The sequence below is a fragment of the Rhodococcus sp. MEB041 genome (genome assembly GCF_030208955.1).
In the GTDB taxonomy this organism is placed as follows: domain Bacteria; phylum Actinomycetota; class Actinomycetes; order Mycobacteriales; family Mycobacteriaceae; genus Rhodococcoides.
On the sequence record NZ_JARVSZ010000005.1, the window covers coordinates 430484 to 443734 of the forward strand.

General features: G+C 68.0%; 10 protein-coding genes, 1 tRNA gene and 1 riboswitch. Of the genes, 6 read left to right on the forward strand and 5 right to left on the reverse strand.

Annotated elements, in window-relative coordinates; genetic code table 11:
- Positions 1-273 precede the first annotated feature (273 nt).
- Both QRN16_RS16175 and QRN16_RS16180 read left to right on the forward strand, forming a co-directional pair.
- A complete protein-coding gene (locus QRN16_RS16175) occupies positions 274-1548 on the forward strand; it encodes an ice-binding family protein (RefSeq protein ID WP_285188240.1) in 1275 nt (424 codons plus the stop codon).
- A 1-nt stretch (position 1549) separates the two neighbouring features.
- Positions 1550-2179 (forward strand): class F sortase, encoded by a 630-nt coding sequence (locus QRN16_RS16180; RefSeq protein WP_285188242.1) that lies wholly within the window; start codon positions 1550-1552, stop codon positions 2177-2179.
- On the opposite strand, the gene QRN16_RS16185 is transcribed toward QRN16_RS16180, so the two are convergent.
- Positions 2172-3182: a Gfo/Idh/MocA family protein gene (locus QRN16_RS16185; protein ID WP_285188245.1), complete on the reverse strand. Its 1011-nt coding sequence runs from the start codon at positions 3180-3182 to the stop codon at positions 2172-2174. The two genes, QRN16_RS16180 and QRN16_RS16185, sit on opposite strands and share 8 nt — an antisense overlap.
- A gap of 62 nt (positions 3183-3244) precedes the next feature.
- Here QRN16_RS16185 and QRN16_RS16190 point away from each other — a divergent pair, with 62 nt between their 5' ends.
- Both QRN16_RS16190 and QRN16_RS16195 read left to right on the forward strand, forming a co-directional pair.
- Positions 3245-4222 (forward strand): Gfo/Idh/MocA family oxidoreductase, encoded by a 978-nt coding sequence (locus tag QRN16_RS16190; RefSeq protein ID WP_056447194.1) that lies wholly within the window; start codon positions 3245-3247, stop codon positions 4220-4222.
- A gap of 45 nt (positions 4223-4267) precedes the next feature.
- Positions 4268-4909: an ANTAR domain-containing protein gene (locus tag QRN16_RS16195; protein WP_285188248.1), complete on the forward strand. Its 642-nt coding sequence runs from the start codon at positions 4268-4270 to the stop codon at positions 4907-4909.
- Between the two features lie 7 nt (positions 4910-4916).
- Here the strand turns inward: QRN16_RS16195 and QRN16_RS16200 are convergent, their stop codons facing one another.
- Entirely contained in the window at positions 4917-6515 is a 1599-nt protein-coding gene (locus QRN16_RS16200) for a GMC oxidoreductase (RefSeq protein ID WP_285188250.1), read from the reverse strand.
- A gap of 142 nt (positions 6516-6657) precedes the next feature.
- Between QRN16_RS16200 and QRN16_RS16205 the strand changes: the two genes are divergently transcribed.
- Complete coding sequence (locus QRN16_RS16205) at positions 6658-7740, forward strand: tartrate dehydrogenase (RefSeq protein ID WP_056447200.1); 1083 nt, start codon at positions 6658-6660, stop codon at positions 7738-7740.
- A 310-nt stretch (positions 7741-8050) separates the two neighbouring features.
- Here the strand turns inward: QRN16_RS16205 and QRN16_RS16210 are convergent, their stop codons facing one another.
- A complete protein-coding gene (locus QRN16_RS16210) occupies positions 8051-9130 on the reverse strand; it encodes an SDR family oxidoreductase (protein WP_056447203.1) in 1080 nt (359 codons plus the stop codon).
- Positions 9131-9480: 350 nt separating this feature from the next.
- On the opposite strand from QRN16_RS16210, the gene QRN16_RS16215 reads away from it, so the two are divergent.
- The gene (locus tag QRN16_RS16215; protein WP_037184298.1) at positions 9481-11103 is read left to right on the forward strand and encodes a GMC oxidoreductase; all 1623 of its coding nucleotides are present in this window, start codon (positions 9481-9483) and stop codon (positions 11101-11103) included.
- An 8-nt stretch (positions 11104-11111) separates the two neighbouring features.
- On the opposite strand, the gene QRN16_RS16220 is transcribed toward QRN16_RS16215, so the two are convergent.
- Both QRN16_RS16220 and QRN16_RS16225 read right to left on the reverse strand, forming a co-directional pair.
- A tRNA-Cys gene (locus QRN16_RS16220) sits at positions 11112-11182 on the reverse strand.
- A 38-nt stretch (positions 11183-11220) separates the two neighbouring features.
- Positions 11221-12774: a GGDEF domain-containing protein gene (locus tag QRN16_RS16225; protein WP_285188259.1), complete on the reverse strand. Its 1554-nt coding sequence runs from the start codon at positions 12772-12774 to the stop codon at positions 11221-11223.
- Positions 12775-13028: 254 nt separating this feature from the next.
- A riboswitch (SAM riboswitch) is annotated at positions 13029-13125 on the forward strand.
- Positions 13126-13251 lie beyond the last annotated feature (126 nt).

The window sequence follows — 13251 nt, forward strand, 5'->3', positions numbered from 1 at the left end:
ATGTCGCAATTCCGGCATGCATTGACATCACCGTTATCGTCCTGTTCACTCTCATTTATGCCGTAAATCTACGTCGCATTCGACGGAGTCGGCTCGATCTCACACCTGCCCCCGCCACATCTCGGCGCCGTGGTCGTCTTCTCGGACGGTCATCGACGCGCCGACGTCGCCGGGGCGTCATCGCACCACTCTGCGTCGTCGGGGACAGAGTCTGCGCACCACATGTGCTGCATCAGGGATGCGGCACATTCACCACATCGCGCAAGGAACCGCATGATCAGGACACACCTCGACCGCTCTCCCTTCGACGCCGCGAAGCGAGGCCGCCTCCCCGCACTGGGTACCGTCGCCGTCGCCACGGCGGCTCTGATGATCGTCGGCGCGAGCACCGCCGACGCCGCCACTCCGGTGGGACTCGGCACCGCTGCCAGTTACGCGGTCCTGGCCGGTGCGGGCGTGACCAACACCGGCCCGTCGGTCATCTCGGGTGACCTCGGAACCAGTCCGACCGCGGCCGTCACGGGGTTTCCGCCCGGTCTCGTGAACAACGGCACGATCCATGCCGCCAATGCGGTTGCGCTGCAGGCGCAGTCGGACCTCACCACGGCATACGACCAGGCGAGTGCGGAGCCGATCTCGGCGAACGTCGCTGCCGACATCACCGGCAGCACCCTCGCCCCGGGGGTCTACAAGGCTTCCAGCGCACTGGCCCTGAACGGCACCGTCACGTTGGACGGTGGATCGGATCCCGACGCCGTCTTCGTCTTTCAGGCACCGTCCACATTGATCACGGGGTCCGGCAGCAGAGTGGCACTGATCAACGTGAATCCCTGCAACGTCTTCTGGCAGGTGGGCAGCTCGGCGACCATCGGTACCTCCACGACGTTCGTCGGAACGGTACTGGCGCTCACCTCGATCAGCGTCCAGAACGGTGCGACCGTCTCCGGACGTGTGTTGGCGCGCAACGGCGCGGTGACCCTGGACGACAACGTGATCACGGCGAACGACTGCTCCCCGCGGACGACCACCACCCCGGTCGGCGACGGGGGAGTCGTGTTGCCTCCCATCGTGATTCCGATCCCGTCGATCCCGGGACTGCCGTCGATCCCCGGTGTCCCGCCCGTGATCACCATCCCGGGTCTTCCGGGGTTGCCAGGTACACCGCCCACCTCGTCGGTGCCCACCGCACCGGCGGTCCCGCCCACCTCGGACACTCCCGGTACGCCGGGAACCCCGAACACTCCCGGTACGCCGGGTACCCCGAACACGCCGGGAACCCCGAACACGCCCGGAACCCCGAACACGCCCGGAACCCCGAACACGCCGGGAACCCCGAACACGCCGGGAACCCCCGGTGTCCCCACGGGTCCGGACGCGCCGGGCCGGTACTCGCCGGGCAGCCAGATCACTCAGGTCCCGGGTGGTGGCGTCGACACGGGTGACGGCAGCACCGTCCGGTCGGCCGACCATCGGCAACCCGTGTCGATCGGCCTCGCGGCCGCGGCGATCATCGGGTCGGCCCTGGTGCTGCGTCGTCGAAAGAGCTGAAGTGGCATCACGTTCCGTCACCACCGCGGCGCGCTCACTGTGCGCTGCGGTGCTGCTCGCGCTGGCGCTGATCTCCGGATGCTCCACTGCTGCCGGCACCGCCCCGCCGGCGCCGGCCGCGACCGAGTCGGCGGACGTCGGCGTGGTCGACGAGGGCACCACCGGTGTCCCTGATGCCGTGGCCCTCTCGTCGCCGCCGGTCCGCATCGACGTTCCCGCGATCTCCGTGAGTTCCGACCTCATGGGCCTGGGTCTGCAGCAGGACGGGACGATGGAGGTACCACCCGGCGCGTTTCCGGCCGGGTGGTACACGGGTTCACCGATTCCCGGCGCGATGGGGCCGTCCGTGATCGCCGGTCACGTGGACTGGGACGGTGCGCCGGGCGTGTTCTCCCGGCTCGGTGACCTCGTCCCGGACGACGACGTGATCGTCACTCTGCAGGACGGCACCACGTCGCGCTTCCGGGTCATGGAGGTCGATCAGTACCCGAAGGCCGAGTTCCCGACGAACACGGTGTACGGCGACATCGACCACCCGGGACTCCGGCTGATCACGTGTGGCGGTCGATTCGACAGCGACGCAGCCAGTTACGACGACAATATCGTGGTCTACGCCGATCTGATCAGCTGATTCGTTCGCGGATCCGGTCGATGATCTCCAGGGTCGCGACCGCGTCGGCGAGGGGATGGACGGCGGACTCGACCTCGCCGACGGAAATCCTTCTCGCAGCCTCCACCGCGGCGAGATGCAGTCCGTCGACCTGGAGGCCGGGGGTCTCGTCGTAGGCGAGGGTGATGCCGTCGCGGAGTGCAACGGTGAACGGCCCCGGCATGAAGAAGGGCCCGGCGATGGTGAGCGTGCCGTCCCGGCCGCACACGACCGCCGTCGTCGGCGTGTTCGTCAGGATCGTGGTGTTGAGCACCGCATGTCCGGACTCGCCGGTGAGAAGGGCCGAGATCTGACCGTCGATCTGGTCATTGGCAGGTCGACTCCGAGCATCCACCGTCTCCGGTGCACCGAGAACCGAGTAGGCGAAGGACGCGACGTACGTTCCCAGATCCAGGAGCGGGCCACCGGCCAGCGCCGGATCGTAGATACGGTGATCGGTGGTGAAGAACTCGCCGTGATCCGCGAGCACCGTGTGGATCGGTCCGAGGACGCCGCTGCGGAGCACCTGCTCTATCACGTCGAACTTCGGCAGGAATCTCGTCCACATCGCTTCTCCCGCGAACACTCCTGCCGACCGTGCGGCCTCCGCGATACGGGCCGCGCCGACCGCGTCGACGGCGAGCGGCTTCTCGACGAGCACGTGCTTGCCCGCGGCGATGGCGTCGAGGGCGTTCGCGAGGTGCTCGGTGTGCGGCGTGGCGATGTACACGATGTCGACGTCGTCGTCGGCGAAGACGGCCTCGTAGGTGCCGTGCGCGCGGTCGACGCCGTGCTCGTCGGCGAAGGCGCGTGCGCGCTCCGGTGAGCGCGATCCCACCGCGACGACGGTCTGGGTCGTGTGCCGGTGCAGTGACTCGACGAACCGGTTCGCGATCCAGCCCGGCCCGAGGACTGCCCATCGGAGCACGGGCGCGTCACGGGGATCGGGAACTCGTGACAGGGGGAGGGAGGCGCTCTGCGTCATGCGGCAGAGCCAATCAGACGAAAGCATATTTGTCAGGACATTAAGATGTAATACTTTCGATCATGACTGTGCGGGTTGGAATCATCGGTGTCGGCGTCATGGGAGCGGACCATGCCCTGTCCCTCGATCGGCGGGTGTCGGGCGCGGCGGTGACCGCTGTCGCCGACTTCGACGCAGCACGGGCGAGTGCAGTCGCCTCCACCCTGCGCGGCGCCACCGTCGCGGCGGACGGCCCGGCGCTGATCGAGCGCGACGACGTCGACGCCGTCGTCATCGCCTCGCACGATTCGACCCACGCCGAACTGGTGCACCTGGCGCTGGCCGCGGGCAAGCCGGTGCTGTGCGAGAAGCCGCTCGCGCCCACGGCGGCGGAGTGCCGCGAGATCATCGCCGCGCAGGGCGAACGCACCTTGATCACGGTCGGCTTCATGCGTCGGTTCGATCCGGCCTACGTGGAACTGAAGCGTGTGGTGTCGTCCGGTGAACTGGGTGAACCACTCGTCGCCCACTGCGTGAGTCGCACCGTCGAGGCCTACCCCGGCGGCACGTCCGCGTCGACCATCACCAACTCCGCGATTCACGAACTCGACATCGTGCCGTGGTTGCTGTCGTCGCCGATCACGGAGGTGAGTTGGCACGCGGGTCGTACGTCCGCGCACTCCGGAACGCGCCAGGATCCGCAGATCATGCTGTTGCGGACCGAGTCCGACGTTCTGGTGACGGTCGAGATCTTCCTCAACGCCCGCTACGGATACGACACGAGGTGCGAGGTGGTGGGCGATATCGGAGCGTCTGCGCTCGTGCTGCCCACTCACGTGGTCACCGACCGCGACCGCCGGCGGTCCGTGGCCTACCCGGCCGACTGGGTTCCCCGCTATGCGGACGCGTATCGCCTGCAACTCCAGGAGTGGGTCGATTCCCTCGAGGCCGGCCGGGTCTCGGAGCTCGCCGACGCGGACGCGGGGCTGCGTGCAGGTCTCGTCGCCGACGCTCTCGTCGCCTCGATGAACGAGGGCGGCCGAACCGTCGTCGTGGAGTGATCTCGGCGGTACGTTTATCCATGTCCGACTCGGGCACCAGAATCCATGGATTCCTTCGACGCCACCCGCGCCGTGGTGGAGCGGTACGCGCCGTCGCTGGGTGTGGACGGGATCGCGGTGGCAGTCATCGTGACCGCGGCAATCCGCGACCTCGTCTACAGCAGCGACGACGTCGCGACCCGCATCGACGAACTGCAGTTCACGCTGGGAACCGGGCCGTGCCTCGATGCCTTCCGGAGTGAACAGACGATGATCAGCATGGTCGGTACCGACGAGGGCTCGCCGTGGCCGCTGTTCGACGACGCCGTTCGAGCTCTCGACGTGGGTGCCGTGTTCGCGCTTCCGGTGGGCACGGAGCCGACGGTGGGCGTGCTCGAGCTCTATCGCCGCGACGCGCATCCGTGGTCGCCGGTGACCGCGGCGCGTGCCGTGCGGTGCGCCGGGGAACTCGCGTCCGCGGTGCGCCGCGACGTCGCCGGAGTGGGGGACGACGCCGCGGACGATCCGTTGTCCCGCGCCTCCGTGCACGTGGCTGCCGGCATGATGGCAGCACGGTTCCGGATCACCGCCGACGAGGCCGTGGTGCGGCTCCGGTCCCTCGCCTACGCAGACGGGGTCCGCGTCACCCAGCTCGCGGACGACATCGTCGCGCGGCGGGTCGAGCTGACCGATGCCATGCTGGACTGACGCCGGCTCAGATGACGGTGCCGACGTCGGTGGCCACGATGCTGTCGAGAGCGTGCTCCGCGACTGCGGCGATGGTCATCGACGGATTGCAGGCGGCGCAGTTGCCCGGGATCAGGGCGCCGTCGAGAACGTAGAGGCCGCGCTGTCCCTGGACTCGACCCTCCAGATCACAGACCGTTCCCATGTTGGCCCCGCCGAGCGGGTGCCAGGTGGACGGGAACACCGCGTTGGTGTCCACGACGAGGCTGTTCGGTCCGGCGATCGCGCGCACGCGCGGGTCGATGTGACTCTGGATGGCCGCATCCCCCTCGTGCGGCCACCGCAGGATCGCATCGTCCCGCGCACCGTCGTAGACGAAACGCCCACGGGCGTCGCTGACGCCGTAGCCGACCAGAACGGTGGTTCGGGCATCCACCCCGAGAGGGGGGAACGACGCCTGGATGACCGTCATCGCGCGGGACGGGTCCGCCCAGTCGAGACTGCCGAAGACCACCGGGCCGCCCTGTGCGGGTCCGAAGTCCTGGTCGAACGTCGTCCACGAGTAGATCCTGTCCGCGTTGGTGCCCCAGCCGTCGCCGAGCGCGTCCGGCATGTCCGGGATCCGGCCGGACGCTGCCGCCCGCATCAGCAGTCGCGTGGTGTTCATGCTGCCCGCAGCCATGATCAGGGTCGGCGTGGTGAGGATCTTGTTCTCCACGACCGCCCCCGAGGTGTCGATGTGGTCGACGTAGACCGTCCACCGGCCGTCGGACGCCCGTTCGACGTCGGTGACCTGGTGCAGGGTCTGTACCGTCGCCAGCCCGGTCGCCTCCGCCTCGGCGATGTACGTGACGTCCACGGAGAACTTGCCGCCGTTGTTGACGCCGATGGCGCCGTCGCCGTTGGTGTAGGACGGGGCCATTTCGCCACGAAGTTCGTCGAGCGCGAAGTTCCAGTCGATGGGCATCGGGATCTTCGACACGGGGAGTCCGAGTCGTCGTGCACTGTCCCGGAATGCTCGTGGTGCAGCGTAATTGGGGCTGTCGACCAACTCGTCGGGCGCGACCGCGAGGTGCAGCATCCGGGCGACCCGCGGGTAATGGACGTGATCGAGCAGGCCCCAGTCCAGTGCGCCGGGGAACTGCGACGCGAACACCGCCTCGGCCGGCTGCAGCGTCATCCCCTGATAGACGAGGGACCCGCCGCCGACCCCGGCCGCACACAGCGCGGTCATGTTCTCGCCGGGAACCGCCTCGACGAGGCCGGTGTACGCCGGGACGTCGATCGGACGTCCGAACACGTTCTTCGCGGATCCGTACCAGAGGAAACGACCGTCGGGTGAGCGAGCGTGCGGAAAGGTCTCGGCGTTCGGACCGGTCGGCCATCGCAGACCGCGCTCGAGCACGGTCACCGGAACGCCTGCCTGTGCGAGGCGCAGTGCGGCGACGCCGCCGCCGAACCCGGAGCCGACGATCACCACGCGGTGATCCTCGCGGGAGAGCGGAACTCGTTGTGTGCGTGCGGCGATGCCGTGAGCAGAGGCGCGGGCGGCATGGTTGCCGGCGATCAGCGCACCGCCGGCCGCGGCGGCGCCGGAGAGGAACGTGCGGCGAGTGAACGGTGACATGCGGCTTCCCCCGGATCGTTCGTGGAGTCCGCCGATACCTGTGGGCACCCCCCGGCGAACACCCGATCTCGATGCCGGGTGCTCAGAACCTAGACAGTTCTGTCAGCGAGTGTCAAGGTTTCGCCCCGACTAGGCTCGAACGATGGCTACCAGACGCATCGCAGTGATCCCGGGTGACGGCATCGGCAAGGAGGTGGTTCCCGCCGGTATCGAAGTACTGGACGCCGCGGCGGCGGCGTTCGACCTCGACCTCGAGTACGAGTACTTCGACTACGCCAGCGCCGACTACTACGTCGAGCACGGAAAGATGCTTCCCGACGGCTGGTTCGAGGAGCTCCGACCGTTCGACGCGATCTTCTTCGGAGCGGTGGGCTGGCCGGAGGTGGTGCCGGACCACATCTCGTTGTGGGGCAGTCTGCTCCAGTTCCGACGTCACTTCGACCAGTACGTGAATCTGCGGCCCATCCGGCTCATGCCGGGCGTCACCAGCCCGCTCGCGGGACGCGAGGTCGGCGACATCGACTTCTACGTGGTGCGGGAGAACACCGAGGGGGAGTACACCGATCTCGGCGGCCGGATGTTCGCGGGGACCGAGCGTGAGACGGTGATCCAGGAGACGGTCATGTCGCGCATCGGCGTTGACCGAATCCTGAAGTACGCCTTCGAACTCGCCGAGACCAGGCCGAAACGCCACCTGACGTCCGCGACCAAGAGCAACGGCATCTCCATCTCGATGCCGTACTGGGACGAGCGGGTCGCCGCCATGGCGTCGCATCACCCCACGGTGGACGTCGACAGCTATCACATCGACATCCTCACGGCGAACTTCGTGCTGCACCCGGACTGGTTCGACGTGGTCGTCGCGAGCAATCTGTTCGGGGACATCCTGTCCGATCTCGGACCGGCGATCGCGGGCACCATCGGCATCGCCCCGAGTGGAAACATCAACCCGGAGGGGCTCTTTCCCAGTCTGTTCGAGCCGGTGCACGGATCGGCACCGGGTATCGCGGGCAAGAACGTCGCCAATCCGATCGGACAGATCTGGAGCGGCAGCATGATGCTCGATCACCTCGGCGAACCCGATGCCGCGCGCACGGTCCTGACTGCGGTCGAGAACGTGTTGGCACGGGGCGGCGCCGCGCTCACCGCGGACATGGGCGGAACGTCGGGGACCGACGAGTTGGGGCGCATCATCGCGGACGAGGTGACCGCTCTCGCTCGCTGATGATGTTCTCGAGATTGACACCGTTTCGGGGCGTTGTCTGTGAGCACGACCAAGTCAGTGACAGGTCACCACACCGTTCATCGTCGTCCGTGACGACGGGTCCTTCATGATCTGTGTGCGCGAAACAATCGCGACATCACTCACTCGGGAGACATCATGCTCAGCATTCTCAACGGCCTCAGCTTCCTCAATTTCTCGTTCGGAGATCTGCTGCCTCTGACCGATTTCCTGAACATTCTGAAGAGCCTCTCGATCGCGTCCTGACGCCGACGGCCGGGCGGGTCCACCCGCCCGGCCGTTGCGTCCGACGTCAGCGAGGAATGATCCGCGCGTCCCGGTACCGAGCGAGGTTCTCCGCGAAACTCTCACTGGTCGAGCGGAATCCGAGGAACCCCGCCTTGCGGCTCTTCGTCATGTCGGTCAGGCACTCCATGTCGCGGCCGAGGTCGCCGTCGGTGTGCCACCACGATGCGAGTCGAGTCACGTCCGACTCGACGAGGTCGTACTTCTCGGCGATGCGCCGCCACGCGTCGGGTGCATCGTCCATTCGCGTCGCCAACGGTCGCGGTTCGGTGTCGAAACCGACGGGTTCGACACCGAAATGGTCGGCGATGCGCGGCCACAGCCATCGCCAACGGAACACGTCGCCGTTCGCGACATTGAATGGCTCGTCGGCGCCGTTCTCGTTCGTGGCGGCCCAGATCATCTGCTCGGCGAGCAGATCGGCATCGGTGACATCGGTCAGACCGTTCCACTGGGTCTCCGAACCGGGGAATACGAACGGCTCGCCGGTCTCCTTGCAGAGAGTGGCGTACACCGACAGGGTGAGTGCCATGTTCATGGCGTTGCCCACGGCGAACCCGAAGATGGTGTGTGCCCGGTGCACGCTCCAGGTGAAGCCCAGTCGCTCTGCGCCCGAGAACAACTCGTCCTCCTGGGCGTAGTAGAAGTTCGGTGTGTCGAGGCGCTCCTCGCTCTCGTGGAACGGGGTCTCCGCCGTCACCGCGGCGCCGTAGGCGTCGAACGGGCCGAGGTAGTGCTTCAGACCCGTCATGAGAGCGACGTGCTTCACCGAGTTCTCCGGCGCCAGCGCGTCGAACGTGTTCCGGAGGGTGGCGGTGTTCACCTCGATGTTCTCCGCCTCCGAGTCCTGCATCATCCACGCCGTGAAGAACACGAGGTCGGGCGCCGTTCCGCGCAGTGCCTCACTCAGAGCATCGGCGTCGAGAAGGTCGGCCGTCACGGGTGTCACGCCGTCGACCGGCAACTCGGTCTTGCGCGACAACCCGTAGGTGCGCCACCCCGCGTCGACGAGTCGTCGACAGATGGTCTGCCCCGAGATGCCGGTGGCTCCGACGACGAGCGCCGTGCCCGGACTTCGTGCTGCCATGTGTGTGATGCCTCCGATCGGTGATCGTGTCTCGATCCAGCATGGGCTACCCGTAGGGGCAACGGAGCAACCAGTGTTGCCGAGTGGCGCGGCGCACTGGTCCGCTACGTGGCGCCGAGCGCACCGCCCGGTGCCGAGCGCGCGCTGCACCGTGCGCGGAACGCCGTGCGCAGCGCGCGGGCGCCGGAACAGCTCGAGTGGTGCGGCGCACTCGTCGACGTCACGGCCGATCGCCTCTCATCGAGCCGGGCGAAGTGGACAACTTACCGGCGAGTAAGGAAGCTTCAGCGCATCCGCTGCCCGTCCGCGACACCCGCGATCACCTGCACCGGGTGGAGAGAAGCGTCGACATGCAGTGGTCGAGAAGACAGTTCCTGGGCGCGATGGGCGTCGCGGGCCTGATCGGGTCGACGGGACCGGGAGCGGTGTCCCGCGCGGCTCCGATACTCGACGGTCTGTACCGGTCGGCGGTGCCCGAGCTCTACGCACCGATCGATCCGGCGCCGGCGCATTCGGAGGCCGTGGTGGTCGGGTCGGGCTTCGGTGCCGCGGTCACCGCGCGGCGCCTCGCCGAGGCCGGCGTTCGCGTCACCGTCCTGGAGCGCGGGTCGCAGTGGCCCACGGATCCGCGTCGACAGATCTTCGCCAACGACTTCCTGCCGGACGGGCGCGCGTTCTGGCGTCGCGGTGGCACTGCTCCGCTGACCGGACTGCCCACGGTTCCCACCGACCGCTTCGGCGGCATCTTCGATGTGAGTGAACACGGCACCATCGACGTGTGGTCAGGAGCCGCGGTCGGCGGTGGTTCGTTGGTGTTCACCGGCGTGATGATCGCCCCCGAACGACGGTTCTTCGACCAGCTCTTCACCGGGCTCGTCTCGTACGACGAGATGCAGGCGCTGCACTACCCGCTCGTCCGTTCCGAGCTGCGGCTCGCACCGATGCCGGAGGACGTCTATCAGTCGCTGCCGTTCACGCATTCACGGGTGTGGGATCACCAGGTCCGCCGCGCCGGGTACACACCACAGCGCATCGACGGTATCTGGGACTGGGACGTGGTGCGCGGAGAGATGGCCGGTCGGTCCCGTCCGTCCGCGATCATCGGGGAGTCGAATCTCGGCAACTCCAACGGCGCCAAGTTCGACCTCAACCGCAACTATCTGGCCGCTGCTCGCGCCACTGGCCGGTGCACGATCCATGCGCGTCACGAGGTCACCGCCGTGACCAGGGAGGCGGACGGTCGCTATTCGCTGACCGTGGATCTGCTCGACCCGTCCGCCGAGGTCCTCTCCACCCGCACGGTGACCTGCGACGACCTGTTCCTGGGAGCCGGGTCGATGGGAACGTCGCGGCTTCTCGTGCATGCCCGCGACACCGGACTGCTCCCCGACCTGAACGAACACGTCGGTGAGGGATGGGGCACCAACGGTGACGCGGCACTCGTCCGGGGCATGAGCCCGGAGGGCAACGGCATCGTGCAGGCGTCGCCCTCGGCGTCGAGGATCTCCGACGACTCGGGCGCCCCGCTCACCCTCGAGAACTGGTTCGTCCCCGGATCGCCCGTCGATCTGACGCTGATCGGCTCGTTGGGCATGGTCATGGACCCGACGAGAGGGCGGTTCGTGTGGGACGAGTCGACGCGGTCGGTACGGCTCGACTGGCCGGAGGCCGGCAACATCGCCGTCTCGGACGCCCTGCGACCGGTGCACGACCGCATCGCGGAGCGCTCCGGAATCGGTGTGGGGTATCCGCCCCTGCGGGTTCCGGACGTGAACACCTCGTTCACGGCGCACCCGTTGGGAGGGGTGGTGCTGGGCCGAGCCACCGACGCGCACGGCCGCGTCCTCGGCCACGACCGGTTGCACGTCGTCGACGGAGCGCTGATCCCGGGCAGCACCGGCAGAGTCAATCCGTCGCTCACCATCGCGGCGCTCGCCGAACGCAACATCGCGACGGTGATCGCCGATCGCTGAGCGCCCCGTGGAGCGAATGACGGGAATCGAACCCGTGTGCACGGCTGTGCAGGCCGTTGCCTCACCACTCGGCCATCCCACGTCAGGAAACCCGGACCTGTCGGGACAGGGTTGCGCTCACGGTGATTCTCGGGCTGTCGCGGTGAGATACCTCGCGGCCGCCGCCGGGTTCTCGTCCGCCAGTGACGCCAGCGCTCGACACAGTGCGCCGAGTGAGGTTCCCTCGGCGTGCGCGGCCGACTGCAGGAGTGCCGCCGCGGTGTCCCGGTTCACCGCGAGGTGTTCCATCGCCATGCCGATGCTCTGATCGAGCGCGGCCGCGGAGCGCAGTGCCGCGGAGTATCGATCCGAACGGGACGTCGTCGCCACGTCGATCTCCGTCTCGAGGCGCCGAGACAGCATCGCGAGTCGGACGGCCGTGTGTTCCGGCCCGTGTCCGCGGGTCTGCAGCGCGACGAGGGTGGCAGCGACCGCCGCGGCGGCCTCGGTGCGCGCGCGTCTCTGCACAGCCTGCCGTCGACGGGACCGGAGGTGGTCAGACGACCGTGCTCGCAGCAGTGACGGCGGGTGGAACCGGGTCGTGTCGCCGTGCTCGACGCGGTCACGACCGAGACGCTTCGCCCGGTACATCGCATCGTCCGCGCAGGAGATGAAGGAGTCGAGCGTCGACTCCACGTCGCCGAGGGCGAGCGCGGCGCCGTCGGGAGCCGTGGCCACGGCCGTCGTGGTGCCGATGCTCACCGTCACCGAGCACCGTGTGCGCACCGATCGCAGGACACGGTCCGCGAGATCGGCCGTACGCGCACCGCGGGCGACGACCAGGAACTCCTCGCCGCCGAGACGGGAGACGACGGCGCCCGCCGGAGTCGCCAGCACCACCGCTCGCGCGACGGACTGCAGCGTCCGATCACCGTGGGTGTGTCCGTGGGTGTCGTTGACGGCCTTGAAGTTGTCGATGTCGATGACGAGGGTGGTGACCGATTCGTGCCGCGACGCCGCGGCACCCAGCAGTTCCGTCAGACGGGGGAGTACGCCCCGGCGGTTCAACAGGCCGGTCAGGACGTCCGTGCGCGCGAGCACGTCGAATCGGTGACTCACCCGCACCATCGACCGCCGCAGGCCCCACACCAACACGACGGGGACGACGACGATGGTCAGGGACGCGCCGGCACTGATGAACGCGATGGCCGCAGATCCTGCCGAGGCGAACGACACCACGACGGCGGCTCCACCGGCAGCCACGGTGAACGACCACGCGGTCGCGGGCGGCGACGCGGCCGCGGAGAGCACCGGGACGATGGTGAGCAGCGCGGCGATCGCGAGGGAACCCGCCGGATCGGTCACCGCCACCGCGGAGAACGTCGTACCGCACAGCATCACCATGCCCATGGCGACGAACTGGCGTTCGGTCAGCCGCCCCGAGCGCCAGATGATGCCGGCTCCCACCACGGCCGCAGCGACGGCGAGAGCGGTGGCGAGCATCGGGGCGATGCCGGGGAAGAACAGACCGGGCACCACCCAGCCCGCTCCCAGTGACAGGGCGGAACCGGTGATCGCCGTTCCCATCGCGATCGACCGGATGTCGAGCACCTGCTGTGCGGGTGTCTCGAGAGGCGACTCGGTGGGCGACGTCCGCGCGCCGCGGTGCGCTCTGTCGATGTGTGGCGTCACGCGAGCACCCCGGTCCCCGTCACCGGTGATCCGTCGTCGGCTGACCTCCACCGTGTACCCCGTGAATGTACCGACCGGGACGGTTCCGTCGCGGCGATCCGGCGCACGTCTGGCCGTGAGACCTCGGGCGCGTGACCACCGCGAACACGTGGTCGGTGCGGTTGTCACCCTTTCCGGTCATCGTGATTCGAACTCGACGGAGCCGAAAAGTGTTGTGCGATTTGACGTCTCGAGACGTCGGCGCTACATTTTCCTCACCATCCAGAGCGACCGAGAGACCTGGCTCGTCGACGTCGCAGCAACCCGCCTCGAGTTCGAGTGTGTGGGTGCTACCGCCAGGACCGATGGAGGAGATCCGCCGATGAACACTGTGACGACCCGACGCCCGCACGTCCTGCGCCTGCACCTCGAGTGGTGTCGAGAGTGCTGCTGCGCCTGTACGCGGCGCTGACCAGGTCCCTCACTTCGTCCTCTCGA